This window comes from Burkholderia sp. Bp8991, from assembly GCF_003853795.1.
Taxonomy (GTDB): domain Bacteria; phylum Pseudomonadota; class Gammaproteobacteria; order Burkholderiales; family Burkholderiaceae; genus Burkholderia.
Genome location: NZ_QTQJ01000019.1, coordinates 98,156 through 113,125, shown reverse-complemented (window position 1 = coordinate 113,125; position 14,970 = coordinate 98,156). Strand labels below are relative to the sequence as shown.

Annotated in this window: 11 protein-coding genes; 1 reads left to right on the top strand and 10 read right to left on the bottom strand. The window is 68.7% G+C overall.

All coding sequences use genetic code 11. The annotated features are described in order from the left end of the window. Positions 1 to 184: 184 nt before the first annotated feature. From nagE to imuA, 8 genes are all read right to left on the bottom strand, one after another. Positions 185 to 1,948, bottom strand: coding sequence for an N-acetylglucosamine-specific PTS transporter subunit IIBC (gene nagE, locus DIE02_RS21915; protein WP_124486520.1), 1,764 nt, complete (start codon positions 1,946 to 1,948; stop codon positions 185 to 187). Positions 1,949 to 2,035: 87 nt separating this feature from the next. Beyond that, complete coding sequence (gene ptsP, locus DIE02_RS21910) at positions 2,036 to 4,618, bottom strand: phosphoenolpyruvate--protein phosphotransferase (protein ID WP_124486521.1); 2,583 nt, start codon at positions 4,616 to 4,618, stop codon at positions 2,036 to 2,038. 15 nt (positions 4,619 to 4,633) lie between these two features. Further along, positions 4,634 to 5,641 carry an SIS domain-containing protein gene (locus DIE02_RS21905; protein ID WP_124486632.1) on the bottom strand — a complete coding sequence of 336 codons (1,008 nt, stop codon included), beginning with the start codon at positions 5,639 to 5,641 and terminating at the stop codon, positions 4,634 to 4,636. Continuing rightward, positions 5,634 to 6,737: an N-acetylglucosamine-6-phosphate deacetylase gene (gene nagA / locus DIE02_RS21900; RefSeq protein ID WP_124486522.1), complete on the bottom strand. Its 1,104-nt coding sequence runs from the start codon at positions 6,735 to 6,737 to the stop codon at positions 5,634 to 5,636. The genes DIE02_RS21905 and nagA overlap by 8 nt, the downstream gene beginning before the upstream one ends. Before the next feature lie 97 nt (positions 6,738 to 6,834). Next, complete coding sequence (locus DIE02_RS21895; RefSeq protein WP_124486523.1) at positions 6,835 to 7,569, bottom strand: GntR family transcriptional regulator; 735 nt, start codon at positions 7,567 to 7,569, stop codon at positions 6,835 to 6,837. 305 nt (positions 7,570 to 7,874) lie between these two features. After that, positions 7,875 to 11,090, bottom strand: a complete 3,216-nt coding sequence (locus tag DIE02_RS21890; protein WP_124486524.1) for an error-prone DNA polymerase — start codon at positions 11,088 to 11,090, stop codon at positions 7,875 to 7,877. A 6-nt stretch (positions 11,091 to 11,096) separates the two neighbouring features. Continuing rightward, positions 11,097 to 12,593, bottom strand: coding sequence for a DNA polymerase Y family protein (locus DIE02_RS21885; RefSeq protein ID WP_124486525.1), 1,497 nt, complete (start codon positions 12,591 to 12,593; stop codon positions 11,097 to 11,099). Further along, positions 12,526 to 13,233 (bottom strand): translesion DNA synthesis-associated protein ImuA, encoded by a 708-nt coding sequence (imuA, locus tag DIE02_RS21880; RefSeq protein ID WP_124486526.1) that lies wholly within the window; start codon positions 13,231 to 13,233, stop codon positions 12,526 to 12,528. Before imuA ends, DIE02_RS21885 begins: the two co-directional genes overlap by 68 nt. A 292-nt stretch (positions 13,234 to 13,525) precedes the next feature. On the opposite strand from imuA, the gene DIE02_RS21875 reads away from it, so the two are divergent. Next, complete coding sequence (locus DIE02_RS21875; RefSeq protein ID WP_044848207.1) at positions 13,526 to 13,834, top strand: VF_A0006 family four-cysteine protein; 309 nt, start codon at positions 13,526 to 13,528, stop codon at positions 13,832 to 13,834. 100 nt (positions 13,835 to 13,934) lie between these two features. Here DIE02_RS21875 and DIE02_RS21870 read toward each other — a convergent pair whose 3' ends face one another. Next, positions 13,935 to 14,267: a DUF1493 family protein gene (locus tag DIE02_RS21870; protein ID WP_124486527.1), complete on the bottom strand. Its 333-nt coding sequence runs from the start codon at positions 14,265 to 14,267 to the stop codon at positions 13,935 to 13,937. 200 nt (positions 14,268 to 14,467) lie between these two features. Next, complete coding sequence (locus DIE02_RS35805; RefSeq protein WP_221622562.1) at positions 14,468 to 14,716, bottom strand: hypothetical protein; 249 nt, start codon at positions 14,714 to 14,716, stop codon at positions 14,468 to 14,470. Positions 14,717 to 14,970 lie beyond the last annotated feature (254 nt).

Sequence of the window (14,970 nt, the reverse complement as noted above, 5' to 3'; positions counted from 1 at the left end):
TTTCGTCCGGACATTCGTTCGGCACGCGCGGCACGTCGAAGCCAATTGAGCGCGATGCCGATGCACGCATCGCGCCCGCGCGCCGACAAAGAAAAACGGCTTGCGACACACGCGTCGCAAGCCGTTTTCGTTTTACCGACCGGCGGCCCGCATCCGCGAGGCGGATCGGGCCGGTCTCGTCAGATCATGCCGGTTGCACGGCCGCACCACCGCCCGTCGACGGCAGGCGCGCGCCGAGCTGTTCCGCATAGCGCGCCGCCGCGTTGCCGCAGACGATGTGGAACGTGTCCGGCGCCACCCATGCGACATCGAGCGCGCCGAGCCGATCGCGATCGACCGCCGCTGCGTCGCGCACGACGACGCGCAGGCGCGTGGTCGCGATCGCGTCGAGCGATGCGACGTTGGTCGCGCCGCCGAACACCGCAAGCCAACGCAGCGGATCGGGATCGAGCGGACCGGCCGCAGCGCCCGTGACCGGCTGCGCGGGCGCGACCGCGGCCGCCGCCGCGGCACCGGCCGCACCGCTGCCGATCGCCGAACGCATCTCGTCGGCGATGATGTCCGCCTCCGGCCCGATGATCACCTGCACGCTGTTGCCGCCGCGCTTGAGCACGCCGCGCGCGCCGATCGACTTCAGTTCCGGCTCCGACACCTTCTCCGGATCGACGACGCTCAGGCGCAGGCGCGTCGTGCAGGCGTCGACGACCGTCAGGTTGCCCGCGCCGCCGAGCGCGGCGATGTAGCGCTGCGCACGCGGCGCTGCCGCCGCGGCACCGGCCGCCGGTGCGACGAAACCGCCCGACGCGAACGACTCGGTTGCCGAGTCGGCCGAGGCCGGCTCGCGACCGGGCGTCGCCATGTTGAACTTGCGGATGAAGAAACGGAACAGCCCGTAGTACGCGACGCCGTACGCAATGCCGAGCGGCACCGCGATCCAGCCCTTCGTCGACAGCCCGTAGTTCAGCACGTAGTCGATCGCGCCGGCCGAGAACGTGAAGCCGAGCTTCACGCCGAGGATCTGGCAGATCGCGAGCGACAGCCCGGTGAGTACCGCGTGGATCACGTACAGCACCGGCGCGAGGAACATGAAGCTGAATTCGATCGGCTCGGTCACGCCGGTCAGGAACGACGTGAGCGCCATCGAGAACAGCAAGCCGCCGACCATCGCGCGGCGCTCCTTCGGCGCTTCGTGCAGCATCGCGAGACACGCGGCCGGCAGGCCGAACATCATGATCGGGAAGAAGCCGGCCATGAAGGTGCCCGCGGTCGGATCGCCCGCGAAGAAGCGGTGCAGGTCGCCGTGCACGAGCTCGCCGCCGGCCGGCGGCGTGAAGTTGCCGAACACGAACCATGCGAGCGAGTTGATGATGTGGTGCAGGCCCGTGACGAGCAGCAGGCGGTTCAGGAAGCCGAACACGAACGCACCGATCGCGCCCGCCGTCGTCAGCCACTGGCCGGCCGCGTCGATCAGATGCTGGACCGGCTGCCACACGTATCCGAACACGATGCCGAGTACCACGCACACGAGCCCGGTGATGATCGGCACGAACCGCTTGCCGCCGAAGAACGCGAGGTAGTCGGGCAGCTTGATGTCCTTGTAGCGGTTGTACAGCAGGCCCGCAACGACACCCGCGATGATCCCGGACAGCACGCCCATGTTCAGCTTGGGATCGATGTCCTTCATGATCGCGGTTTCGATCAGGTAGCCGATCGCGCCCGCGAGTGCCGCCACGCCGTTGTTGTCCTTCGCGAAACCGACCGCCACGCCGATCGCGAACAGGAGCGGCAGGTTGTCGAAGATCGCGCCGCCGGCGTCGGCGATCATCTTGATGTTGAACACGTCCGGCTGCCCGAGCCGCAGCAGGATGCCGGCGACCGGCAACACCGCGATCGGCAGCATCAGCGCCCGGCCCAGGCCCTGTATCTTCAGAAACGGATTCCCGTCCATTCAATCCTCCAATCCATGTCTCGTCATTAAGCGTCGTTGACCTAATTGCTTGCGTAGTGAAACGGGTCGCGCGCCCGCCGTCGACGTTCAGTCGAGCGGCCAGACCTCGCGGCTTGCTGCCCTTACCGCCTGTGCCGAGTCGAGTGCGAGCAGATCCTGCGCACGCTGGCGACACAGCTGGTAATCGAGACGGCGCACGCGCGCCTTGATGCCCGGCACCGACACCGGGTCGACCGACAGTTCGGTCACGCCGAGGCCGACGAGGATCGGCACCGCGAGCGGATCGCCGCCCAGCGCGCCGCACACGCCGACCCACTTGCCGTGCTTCGCGGCGCCGCGCACCGCGATGTCGATCAGGCGCAGCACGGCCGGATGCAGGCCGTCGGACTGCGCGGCCAGATCGGCCTGGCAGCGGTCCATCGCGAGCGTGTACTGCGTCAGGTCGTTGGTGCCGATCGACAGGAAATCCGCGTGCTGCGCGAGCTGGTCGGCGAGCAGCGCCGCCGACGGCACCTCGATCATCACGCCGACCTCGATCGGCTCGGTGCGGCCCTGCGCCCGCGCGAATTCGTCGATGCGCTGGCGCAGCCGCACGAGTTCCCCGGCATCCGTCACCATCGGCAGCAGGATGCGCACCGCGCCGAACGGCTTCACCGCGAGCAGGCCCTGCAGCTGATCGTCGAGCAGATCGGGGCGCACCTGCGCGAGGCGGATGCCGCGCAGGCCGAGCGCCGGGTTCGGCTCGGGCGGCAGCGTCAGGTAGTCGACTTCCTTGTCGGCGCCGACGTCGAGCGTACGGATGATCGCCGTGCGGCCCTGCAGCGCATCGACGATCGACTGGTAGCTCTGCTGGTGCTCGACGACGCTCGGCGCGGCCTGGCGATGGATGAACATCAGCTCGGTGCGCAGCAGGCCGACCGCGTCCGCACCGTTGTCGACCGCGGTGTTCGCGTCGTCGAGCGTCGCGATGTTCGCGGCGACCTCGATTGCGCGGCCGTCGACCGTCGCGGCGGCGGCGCCGGCCAGCTGCCGGTTCGCCTCGCGCACGCCGTCCAGGCGCTGGCGCTCGTGGCGCGCGCGTTCGACGTCGAGTGCGGTCGGTGCATGTTCGAGACGGCCCGCGCTCGCATCGACGACGACCTGCGTGCCGTCCGGAATCGCATACAGCGCGTCGCCGACCGCGACGAGCGCCGGAATGCCGAGCTGGCGCGCGATGATCGCCGCATGCGACGTCGCGCCGCCGCGCGCCATCACGAGCGCGGTCACGCGCTGGCGATCGAGCGACGACAGGTCCGACGGCGTGAATTCCTCGGCGGCGAGCACGGCCTCGGCGGGCAGCGTGCGGGTCGCGCCGCTCGTGTGGCCGAGCGCGCGCAGCACGCGCTTCTCGATGTCGCGCAGGTCGGCCGCGCGCTCGGCGAGCAGCGCATCGTCGAGCTTCGACAGCGTGTCGATCTGCGCGCGGATCGTCGCGCGCCACGCGAAGCCCGCGCTCTTGCCGAGGCTGATCTGGTCGCGCGCCGCGTCGACCAGCGTCGGGTCTTCGAGCAGCACGCGATGCACCGCGAAGATCCCCGCCTCGCCGACCGCGCCGCGCGCCGATGCGTTGCGCACCGTTTCGTCGAGTTCGGCGTCGACCGCCGTCAGCGCCTGGTCGAGCCGGCGGCTTTCCGACGCGGGCGTGCCGCTCGCCTGTTCGGGCGGCACGATCTCCGCATCGTCGAGACGCACCAGCGTGCCGACCGCGATGCCGGGCGCCGCGCACACGCCCGCGAGCGTGTTCGGATCGAGTGTCGCGCCGGTGTCGTGCACGATCGGCTGCGGTGCGGGCGAACGCAGCCGCGCCGGCTTCTCCTCGACTTCGCCGTGCGCTTCGCGCAGCAGCTCGCGCTCGACCGCGTCGACGGCCTGCTGCGCGTGCGCGCCGCGGCCGATCAGCTCGATCGTCGCACCTTCGCCGGCACCAAGGGCGAGCAGGCCCACGACGCTCGCGATCGACGCCTTGCGGCCGTCGAACTGCACGTCGACCGTCGCGTCGAAGCCGCGCACGGATTCGCGTGCGCGTGCGGCCGGGCGGGCATGCAGGCCGCCCGGCTGCGTCAGCACGAGTTCGCGACGCACTTCGTTCATCGCCGCGGCGCCGGCCTGCGCCGCCTGCGCGGCCGCTTCGCCCTTGCCGCGCAGCGTCAGGATCGGCGTCTCGCCGGCCGTCGCGAAACCGCTCGCGCGCTCGACGACGTCGAACGCGTCGGAGTTCGCGATCGCGATCACCGAAACCAGCGAATGCGCGCTGCGCGCGACCGCGTCCTGGTCGAACTCGATCAGCAGGTCGCCCGCCGCGACACGCGCGCCGGCCTCGACGTGCGCGGTGAAGCCCTGCCCGTTCAGCTCGACGGTGTCGATGCCGATATGCAGCAGCACTTCCGCGCCTTGCGGCGTCGTGATCGTCACCGCATGCCCGGTGCGCGCGAGATGCGACACGACGCCGGCGCACGGCGCGACGAGCTGGCCCGCGAGCGGGTCGATGCCGATGCCGTCGCCGAACATCCCGCCGGAGAACACCGGATCGGGCACATCGGCCAGCGCGACGATCGGCCCGGTCAGGGGGCTGAGCAGGACGATCTGATCATGGGTGGAACTCTTCAACTGGGACTCCTCGGCGCGTCTCATCGGCTGTCTCGGCTATCAGTGCGTTTCGGTGACTTTGTTCAGGTGGCGCGGCGTGTCGGGATTGCGGCCGCGCGCGACGGCGAGATCCGCCGCCATCACGTAGAACGAAAGAATGGCGGCGATCGGGTCGAGCGCCGAATGGGCGGACTGCGCGAGCGGCAAGGTCGCGCCGGGCGTGCCGGCGGGCGCCGCGAGCAGCACGGCCGCGCCGCGTGCGCGCATGTCCTGCGCGAGCTGCAGCAGCCCGGCCTGCTCGGGCCCCGGCGGCGCGAACACGAGCAGCGGATAGTCGCGGTCGATCAGCTCCATCGGGCCGTGACGGACTTCGGCGCTCGAGAATGCCTCGGCCTGGATGCCGGAGGTTTCCTTCAGCTTCAGCGCGGCTTCCTGCGCGATCGCAAGCCCGAGGCCGCGGCCGATCACGATCATCCGCTCGACGCCCGCGAGCGCGGCGACGGCCGGCGACCAGTCGAGGCGGCCGGCCTGCGCGAGCACGTCGGGCAGGCCGCGCAATGCCGTCATCAGCGCGGCGTCGCGCTGCCAGTACGCGACGATCTGCGCGGACAGCGACAGCATCGCGATGTAGCTCTTGGTCGCGGCGACCGACAGCTCGGGGCCGGCCAGGAGCGGCAGCTGGTGCTCGCACGCGTCGGCGAGCGGCGACGGCAGCACGTTGACGGCGGCGACGGTGCGCGCGCCGGCTTCGCGCAGCGCGGCCATCGTGTTGACGAGATCGGGGCTCTTGCCCGACTGGGAGAATGCGAGCGCGAGCTGGTCCTGCACCTTCAGCGGCGCCTGCTGCAGCGTCGCGACCGACATCGGCAGCGACGCGACGGGCACGCCGAGGCGGCTCATCGTCAGGCTCGCGAAATAGCTGGCGGCGTGATCCGAGCTGCCGCGCGCGACCGTCAGCGCGACGGCCGGCGGGTGATCGAGCAGTTGCGCGGCGAGCGTTTCGACGCGCGTCGTGTCGGCGAGTTGCGCGGCGACGACCTGGGCGGACTCGCGCGCTTCCTTAAGCATATTCGACAATCGATTCTCCTTCGACGTAGGTCGCGGTGAGGTTCAGGTCGCGATCGAACACGACGAGGTCGGCCCATGCGCCGCGCTCGAGGCGGCCGCGATCGGTGACGCCGAGGTAGTCGGCCGCATAGCGCGACATCCGGTTCGACACGTCGGCGATCGGCAGGCCGAGCGACACGAGGTTGCGCAGCGCCTGGTCCATCGTCAGTGTGGAGCCGGCGAGCGTGCCGTCGGCGAGCCGCACGCCGCCGAGGCACTTCGTCACGTGCTGGCTGCCGAGCCGGTATTCGCCGTCGGGCATGCCGGTGGCGGACGTGCTGTCGGTCACGACGTACAGGCGCGGAATCGCGCGCAGCGCGGCACGAATCGCGCCCGGATGCACGTGCAGCAGGTCGGGGATGATTTCCGCGTACTCGGCATGCGCGAGCGCGGCGCCGACGAGGCCCGGGTTGCGGTGATGCAGCGGCGACATCGCGTTGAACAGGTGCGTGAAACCACACGCGCCGTGCTTGAGCGCGGCGACGGCGTCGTCGTAGGTCGCGAGCGAGTGGCCGAGCTGCACGCGCACGCCGCGCGCGGCCATCTCGCCGATGATCTCGATGTGGCCGGCGATTTCCGGCGCGAGCGTGACGACGCGGATCGGCGCGATCGACAGGTACGTCAGCACTTCGTCGAGCACGGCCGACACGGCCGCGTCCGGCTGCGCGCCGAGCTTGCCGGGGTTGATGTACGGCCCTTCGAGGTGCACGCCGAGCACGCGCGCGCCACCCTGCGTGCGGGTGCGGGCGACGGTGCCGAGGTTCGCGACGACCTGCATCAGTTCGTCGCGCGGCGCGGTCATCGTCGTCGCGAGCAGGCTCGTCGTGCCGAACTGCGCGTGCGTGCGCGCGATCGTCTCGATCGCGTCGCCGCCTTCCATCACGTCGGCGCCGCCGCCGCCGTGCACGTGCAGGTCGATGAAGCCGGGCAGGATGTACGGCGCGTCGTTCTTCGCGGGATCGGCGGGCGTGCCGTCGAGCGTGGTGATGCGGCCGTTCTCGCTGTCGAGCGAGCCGTGAATCCAGCCGTCGGGGGTGAGGATGTTTCCAGTCAGCATGACGTTTCTCTTGATGATCTGGTGACGCGGACATCCGCGTCGCGATTTGCAAATGCGTTGTGCTTCGTTGCACGTGGCGCGCGGGCAGTCTCGCGCGTCAGCGTTTCAGTTCGGCGACGAAGTCGTAATAGTCGTCGCGGCAATACGTTTCGGTCACTTCGATCGCGCGCTGGTCGACGCCGTAGCCGATGCGCGTGATCACGAGCAGGGCCGAGCCCGGCTTCACCGCCATCCACTTCGCGATGTCGTGCGTCGCGTTCGACGCGCGAAAGTGCTGCAGCGCGCGCACGACGGTCATCCCGCGGGCGTCGAGGTATTCGTACAGCGACGCGCCGAGCGCCTGCGGATCCGGCACCGCCGCGGCCGGCAGCGTCGAATGCTCGACGGCCATCACGATGCCGTCCGCGCGGCGCAACCGCTCCAGCCGCGCGACCGTCGCGCCCGGCGCGAGGCCGAGACGCGTGATCTCGTCGCGGCGCGCGGCGCGCAGCGTGCGCGACAGCCACACCGAATCGGGCACGAAACCGCGCTGCTGCATCTTCGCGGTGAAGCCGACGAGACGCGACAGCGGATCGGCGACGCGCGGCGTGATGAAGCTGCCCGCCCCGCGCACCCGCTTGATCAGCCCCTGCTCCACCAGCAGCGCGAGCGCACGGCGGGCCGTGATCCGCGACACGCCGACCGACCCCGACAGCAGCCGCTCCGACGGCAGCGCCTCGCCGGCGCGCCACGCGCCGGCGTGAATCGCGCGCGCCAGGTTGCGGGCGAGCTGCAGATACAGCGGCGTGTCGTCGAGGGGATCGGGCGCCAGTTCGGACCAGCCGGTTTCCATGTGCCTCCGGGTGTCGGACGACGATCTCGGACCGTCGAAAGTGAACGCATTATATAACCACCATAATACCAGTCAACGAACTGGTATTAGAGAGGTGAAAATCGCCGGAAGCCTTGCCAGGCAAGCGGTTTAGTAGTGGGAAATCCTTTGTTTACAACATGATGCAGAATAGGGATTTACCCGGATTGGTATGCAAGGGGACAGTTCCGGTGCCGGATTTGACGGGTTTTGGGCGCTGAAATCGATACCTGAATAGAACCAGTTAGGTCGACTGGTATGCATCCGGCGGCGTGCCGGCGGCCGCGTCAGTGGAACTCGCGGCTCGACGTGCGCAGGCCGCCGAGCAGCGGCGTCAGGTCCTCGAAATGCTGCGCGACGAGGTGCCGCACGTCGCTGACGACCTGCCACACGCCCGACGCCGCGAGCAGCCGCGAATCGAGCGTTTCGCGGCGCTGCCGCGCGAGCAGTTCGGGCCGCACGATCACGTTCACGCAGCCCGTCTCGTCCTCGAGCGTCATGAACATCACGCCCTTCGCGGTGCCCGGCATCTGCCGCGCGATCACGAGCCCGCACGCGCGCGCGAGCCGGCCGTCGGGACGGTCGCGCAACTCGGCCGCGGACGACAGCCGCTGCGCGCGCAACGCGGGCCGCAGCAGCGCGACCGGGTGGCGGTTCAGCGTGAGGCCGGTGGTGTGATAGTCGGCGAGGATGTCGTCGGCTTCCGACGGCGCGCCGAGCACGGGCTGCTCCGTTTCGTCGATCGGCGCGGCGGCGAGCAGGTCGCGTTCGGGGGCTGCGGCGACGGCTTGCCATAATGCATCGCGGCGATGGCCGGCGAGCGTCGCGAGCGCGTTCGCGGCGGCGAGCGCTTCGAGATCGCGCCGTTCGAGCTGCGCGCGGCCCGCGAGCGCGTCGACGTTCTCGAACGGGCCGGCCGCGCGCGCGGCCTCGATGCGCCGCGCGGCGGCCTCGCCGAGACCGCGCACCAGCGACAGGCCGAGCCGCACCGCGGGCTGGCCGTGCGGCGGCGGCTGGCCGGGCAGCGCTTCGAGCGACGCTTCCCAGCCGCTTCGCGTGACGTCGGCCGGAAACACCTTCACGCCGTGGCGCTTCGCGTCCTGCACGAGCTGCGCGGGCGCGTAGAACCCCATCGGCTGGCTGTTCAGCAGCGACGCGACGAAGATCGCGGGTTCGTGGCATTTGAGCCAGCTGCTCGCGTACGCGAGTTTCGCGAAGCTGGCCGCGTGGCTCTCGGGGAAGCCGTATTCGCCGAAGCCCTTGATCTGCTCGAAGATCTGCTCGGCGAATTCGCGCGTGTAGCCGCGTTCGAGCATTCCGTCGACGATCTTGTCGTGATACGGGCCGAGATCGCCCCTGCGCTTCCACGCCGCCATCGCGCGACGCAACTGGTCGGCCTCGCCTGGCGTGAATCCGGCCGCGACCATCGCGATCTGCATCACCTGCTCCTGGAAGATCGGCACGCCGAGCGTGCGAACGAGCACTTCCTTGAGCGCCTCGCTCGGATACGTGACTTCCCCCTCCTCTTCGCCGGCCACGATCCTGCGCCGCTTCAGATACGGATGCACGGCGCCGCCCTGGATCGGCCCCGGCCGCACGATCGACACCTGCACGACGAGGTCGTAGTAGTTGCGCGGCTTCAGCCGCGGCAGCATCGACATCTGCGCACGCGATTCGATCTGGAACACGCCGACCGTATCGGCACGGCAGATCATGTCGTAGGTTGCTTCGTCATCCTGCGGAATATGCTTCAGCGTGAATGGCTCACCGTCCTGCTCTGGCCCGCGCCATGCGGTGCGCATGTCGAACGCGCGATGCAGCGCCGACAGCATGCCGAGCGCGAGCACGTCGACCTTCATCAGCTTGAGCGATTCGAGATCATCCTTGTCCCACTGAATGACGCGCCGCCCGTCCATCGCCGCGTTTTCTACCGGCACGAGCCGCGTGAGCTTGCCGCGGCTGATCACGAAGCCGCCCGAATGCTGCGACAGGTGGCGCGGAAAGTTGAGCAAGCGCCCCGCGAGTTCGGCCCATGCGCGAATGATCGGCGTGGCCGGATCGAGCCCGGTCGACGCGAATTGCTGCAGTAGGTCGCGGCTGCCGTCGAACCAGCGATGCCCCTTCGCGACGCGATCGACCAGCATCGGATCGACGCCGAGCGCCTTGCCGATTTCCCGCAGCACGCCGCGCGGGCGATACGTCGAAACGGCCGCCGCGAGTGCGGCGCGATGCTTGCCGTATTTTTCGTAGATATGCTGAATGACTTCTTCCCGGCGCTGATGCTCGAAGTCGACGTCGATATCGGGCGGCTCGCCACGTTTCTCGCTGATGAAGCGCTCGAACAGCATCGTGCTCTGGTCGGGATCGACTTCGGTGATGCCGAGGCAATAGCAGACGACCGAGTTCGCCGCAGAGCCGCGCCCCTGGCACAGGATGTTCTGGCTACGTGCGAACTTGACGATGTCGTACACCGTCAGGAAGAACGGTTCGTAGCTCAGCTTCGCGATCAGCGTCAACTCGTAGCCGATCCGCTCCATGACATGAGCCGGCGGCTCCCCGGCATAGCGACGGCGCGCGCCCGCCAGGGTTTCCTGTTCCAGATAGCTCGTCGGCGTATGACCTTCAGGCACGATCTCGTCCGGATACTCGTAGCGCAGCGAGTCGAGTTCGAAATCGCACGCATCGAGAATCGCGCAGGTCTCCGCGATCTCGTCCGGCGCAAACAGTTTCGCAATCCGCCCGCGCGCACGCAGATGCTGCTCCGCATTCGGCGCGAGCGCATAGCCGCATTCCGACACCGGCATCCCGACGCGGATCGCCGTCATCACGTCCTGCAGCGGCTTGCATGAGCGCCGATGCATCGTCACGTCGCCGAGCGCGACGACAGGTACGCCGCGCCGCTCGCCTGCGTCCCGAATCTCGTCGCGCTGCGGGCCGTCCAGCGCGCGCTGCAACTGCACGAGCCCGAGCCGCGCACGCTCGCCGAAGGTCGCGCGAAACCATGCGACCTGCGCATCGAGTACCTCCGCACGCACCGGATACGCGGGCACGAGAATCGCGAAACAGTCGGGCATGCCGCGCAGATGAGCGAAAGCCTCCGGCGGCCTCGACAACATCCTCGACGTCAGCCGGTAGGTTCCCTTCGGCGCCTCCATCCGCCGCCATGAAATCAGCTCGGACAGGTTGCCGTAGCCCTCGCGGTTCTGCGCCAGCAACACGAGTCCGAACGCACCGGGGCCCGGATCGTGACCCGGGGCGACTTCATCCGGCGTGACGTCGAAATACGAACCGATGACGAGCGGCAGCCCTTGCGCTTTTGCCGCGACATGCATGCGCGGCGCGCCGGCGAGCGAGCATTCGTCGGTGATCGCGATCCCTCGATAGCCGAGTTCCACCGCGCGCTCGACCAGTTCCTCCGCATGCGACGCGCCATGCAGAAACGAGAAGTTCGAGCGGCAGAACAACTCCGCGTAATCGGGCAACAAACCGAATTCCGCAACCATCGCCGCTCACCCGAACAGGCCGTGCAGGAACCAGTGCGGTTCGGCCTCGCTCCCCGTCCGCTCCCTGAACACCCAATAGCACGCGCCCTCTTCGTCCTGCGCGACGCAATAATCGCGCGCCACGTGCTGACCGTCGAACCACCCTGCCTCGATCCGTTCGGGTGACGACATCATTCTCAGTGGCGTATGAAATACCGGCCGTTCCCCGCGCATCAGCAGCGGCAGCGGCTCGGCCAGCAGCCACGCGGGACGCGGCGGCGCAGCCGGCAGTCCGTCAGCCGGCTTGCCCGCCGGTGCATCGAGCGGCAGCCAGCGGTTCGCGGCCTCGGGCCGATAGTCGGCCACCGGCGCCGCGCGCAGCACGTTATCCGCGCCGAGCCGCGCGACCAGCAGTTCGAACAGCCGCGCGCGCGTCTCGCGCGTGCCGCCCGGCTCGGGGAAGAGATCGTCGGCCGGCGGTGCGACCGATTCGACGCGCGTGGCCTTCAGCCGCACCGCGATCACCGCGGCCGGCAACTCGACGCGTGCGAGCCGCTCGCCGAGCAGCCGCATGAAGTGCGTCTCGTCGCGCACGGGCGCGGCGAACGCGAGTTCGAGCGGCGTCGGCGGCACCGCCTGGCGGCCGCGCTCGTGCTCGAGATCGAGCGTCATCGCGGCCAGCGACAGCTGCCGCGCGGCCAGCCACCCGCAGAGCTGCACGACGAGCCGCCGCGCGGCGAACAGCACGGCTTCCGCGTATTCGACGCGCTCCGGCAATTCGAGCCGCACGTCGAACACGGGCGGCACCGCCATCCACGCGAGCGGCTCGACCGCATCGCCGTACGCACGATCGAGCGCGGCCAGCAGCGCGGGACCGCAGCGCCGCTGCAGCCCCGCGCGCGGCAGGCGGCGCAGATCGGCGAGCGTGCGGCAGCCGAGGCCGTCGAACCAGCCCGCATACGGGCGCGCGTCGGGCAGCAGCACGCACGGCAAGCGATCGAGCGTACGAACGAGCGAAGCCGGCCCGGCCACGCGGCGCCGGCTGCGCGCACGCGCCGACGTGCGCGCGAGCAGCCACGCGCCGCGCCCGGTCGGCGCGGCGGACAGGCGCGCCGCATAGCCGAGCGCCGCGAGCGTCGCGCGCACCTGGCGGCACAGCGACGGCAGGCCGCCGAACAGGCGCAGGCTCGGGCCGACGTCGACGATCAGCGTCGCTTCGTCGTCGAGCGCGACGCACGGCGAGAAGCGCAGCAACGCGAGCGCGACCGCGCGCAGCGCATCGGCCTCGCGGGCGGGATCGCGTTCGACGAGCCGCGTGTCGGGCGAAAGCGTCAGCACGCCGCCGCGCTTCATGCCCGCGCGCACGCCCTGCCGGCGCGCGGGCGGGTCGGCAATCAGCACGACACCCTGCTCGAGCACCGCGCAGCCTGCGTCGTCTGCGCCGTCCGCCGCGCCGTCAGACGGCGGCGGGGCGCACACGTCGAGCGGCAGGCGCGGCAGATGGATGCCGAGCAAGACGCGCATAGCGGCTCTCCACGATGGGCGACGGCAAATCGAGCGCGAGCGGCTCGCCGCGCGCGGGCCCGCGACGCTTGACGATGTCGAGCGACACGCCGCCCGGCACCGGATGCAGCGCGACGCGCAGCACGGCCGGCGACGGCTGTTTGGCCGCCGACAGCGGGCGCAGCATCACGAACAGCGTGTCGCCGGTGCGCGCGGCCGCGAGATGCAGGCGGCGCAGCGCATCGGGCCGCGCGTCCTGCCAGAGCAGCAGCGCACCGCAGCAGCCGGTCCTGAGCGCCTGCTCGGCGGCCCACAACGCATCGGTACGGCTGCCGGCGCGCAGCCACAGCAGCGCGTCGGCCGGCACGCCGAGCGCGGCCAGCGCGGTCGCATGCGGCGACTGCGGCGGCGCGACGAGCGCGAGCGGCCGCCGCGCGCTGACGGTGCGCGCGAGCGCCGGCGCGAGCAGCCGCATCTCGCCGCAGCCCGGCTGGGCGGCCAGCAGTTCGACGAGCCCGCCGACCGGCCAGCCGCCGCCCGGCAGCTCGGCGGACAGCGACGCGAAACCCGTGTCGATCGTGCGCGCACCGCCGCGCGCGAGCTGCGAGCCGCGCCAGAGCGATGGATGAAGGGATTCGGGAGAAATGGAGGATGCGAGCATGACGCCACCCACAACTGTATGGATATACAGTATATGGCAATGCGCTCGCGTCGCACAGTACTGGTACGAAACCGGCCTTTTCGTCCGAGAAAAGCGCGGGAAAAGCCGGCGCCCCCGTCATGTGACGGCGCGCCGTCCCGGGCGCGGCTGGCTCGTGTCGGCGGAACGACCGCCGCCGCAATCCTCCGGCTCCGAAGCGACGCCGGCGCACCGCCCCGGCGCAACGCGTCAGCCGCTCTTGCCGCTTTACGTTATGCTGTCCGCCGACCCGATCCACACCATCGGAGGGCCTATGAAACGGGGGATCCGTGCGATCGCATGCGCGGCCGTCGCGCTGGCGCTGCCGGGTGCGGCATTCGCGCTGACCGACGGCTACGCGCAATACGACGACTGCATGCTGGGCGCGCTGCGCGAGAGTCGCAACGGCGTGGCCGCGCAGCTGATCCAGCGCTCGTGCGACGCGCTGTACCGCAACAACGCGATGCTGCTGCCGCGCGAGCGGCGCTTCCACGAGTGCGTCGTGCAGTCGCTGCCGGGCGTGCGCGACAACTACGCGATCCAGCAGATCATGGCGATCTGCTCGCGGCGCGGCGAGATGTGAGGGGGTAGCGCGTGTCAGCCGACGCTGGACCTGCCGCGCCTCTAAAGGAGTCGGCACGATGCCGCCGCCCGGACACAGACAAATGCAAAGCGGTGAGCAGTCAGCTGTAGAGCCAGTGCCCAGCCTTGGCCGATGCAATCAACATTCGGACGTTCAGGTCCGGAACATGATGAACGACTCTTTTCTTGAACGGATTGATCAAGCCAAGAAATGAAGAGTCCTCTTCGGGGTAATATTTTTTAATGTCGAATCCACTCATATCGACACCAAACTCCTCCGAATACTCCTTCATCATTTCTCCGACTTCAGCAGCATCAAAGCCCAGGTCAACATCCAGATCGGTATTTTCGGTTATATCCACATTCCTCGACAACATGGAGAAGCCAATCCTCTTCTTCACGAAGTCAACTACTTCATCCTCAATGTCTACCATAACCTGTCACCCTCCCTCGCGACCCTATTGTAATGATTAGCTGCCTTATGAGCGATAATACAAATGTCACTCGCGAGAATTCCCCAGCCTGCGACGGGTATCGTTCTCCCCACAAAAGTGCCGATGTTCCTCACCATCCTGACTTTCAGATCCTTCACCGGCCCGCCCACCAGGGTGGGCAACTTAAGACCAAACGGAAACTACACCTTCTGAAAAACCCTTCTCGAAAACTGGCTTGCACGCGAGGTCCCTTTTATTGCTCCGCCGGGTTTCACACGGGTCGATAAATTGTTTTTACCAAGCAGAATCATGCCAACCGACACCGCATCGTCGACACCCAACTGATTCATGGATTCGTCGACCATTATCCAGAAGAACAATTCCCCGGCAGTCAGATTATCCATTCCATAATAATAGTAAACGCCGCCCAACTTTTCGGCCGCCCCCATTCAATATCCTCGCGTGTAATTTCCAGAACTGTTTTTCAGTTCTAACGAAGACATATGGCTACCGCGCGGACAAATTCCTGCCGATCTTCCGGCCGCTCTCTATGCAACGACGGTGGAATATCCCGCGAAACTTTTGTCATGCGGCTCGACGTGAGCAATGACGGGGCACAGCGGGATACCGGCTCGAGAAAAGGCATACCGGTTCCGCACTCGAGCAACGACGCACCGGCTCGATGGCAACGTAACAGGCCGTT

What these genes read in the sequence shown, in the direction of transcription:
- nagE (WP_124486520.1), bottom strand. Translation starts at nt 1,948, where the DNA reads ATGGACGGGAATCCGTTTCTGAAGATACAGGGCCTGGGCCGGGCGCTG.
- DIE02_RS35805 (WP_221622562.1), bottom strand. Translation starts at nt 14,716, where the DNA reads ATGGGGGCGGCCGAAAAGTTGGGCGGCGTTTACTATTATTATGGAATG.
- nagA (WP_124486522.1), bottom strand. Translation starts at nt 6,737, where the DNA reads ATGCTGACTGGAAACATCCTCACCCCCGACGGCTGGATTCACGGCTCG.
- imuA (WP_124486526.1), bottom strand. Translation starts at nt 13,233, where the DNA reads ATGCTCGCATCCTCCATTTCTCCCGAATCCCTTCATCCATCGCTCTGG.
- ptsP (WP_124486521.1), bottom strand. Translation starts at nt 4,618, where the DNA reads ATGAGACGCGCCGAGGAGTCCCAGTTGAAGAGTTCCACCCATGATCAG.
- DIE02_RS21895 (WP_124486523.1), bottom strand. Translation starts at nt 7,569, where the DNA reads ATGGAAACCGGCTGGTCCGAACTGGCGCCCGATCCCCTCGACGACACG.
- DIE02_RS21875 (WP_044848207.1), top strand. Translation starts at nt 13,526, where the DNA reads ATGAAACGGGGGATCCGTGCGATCGCATGCGCGGCCGTCGCGCTGGCG.
- DIE02_RS21890 (WP_124486524.1), bottom strand. Translation starts at nt 11,090, where the DNA reads ATGGTTGCGGAATTCGGTTTGTTGCCCGATTACGCGGAGTTGTTCTGC.
- DIE02_RS21905 (WP_124486632.1), bottom strand. Translation starts at nt 5,641, where the DNA reads ATGCTTAAGGAAGCGCGCGAGTCCGCCCAGGTCGTCGCCGCGCAACTC.
- DIE02_RS21870 (WP_124486527.1), bottom strand. Translation starts at nt 14,267, where the DNA reads ATGGTAGACATTGAGGATGAAGTAGTTGACTTCGTGAAGAAGAGGATT.
- DIE02_RS21885 (WP_124486525.1), bottom strand. Translation starts at nt 12,593, where the DNA reads ATGCGCGTCTTGCTCGGCATCCATCTGCCGCGCCTGCCGCTCGACGTG.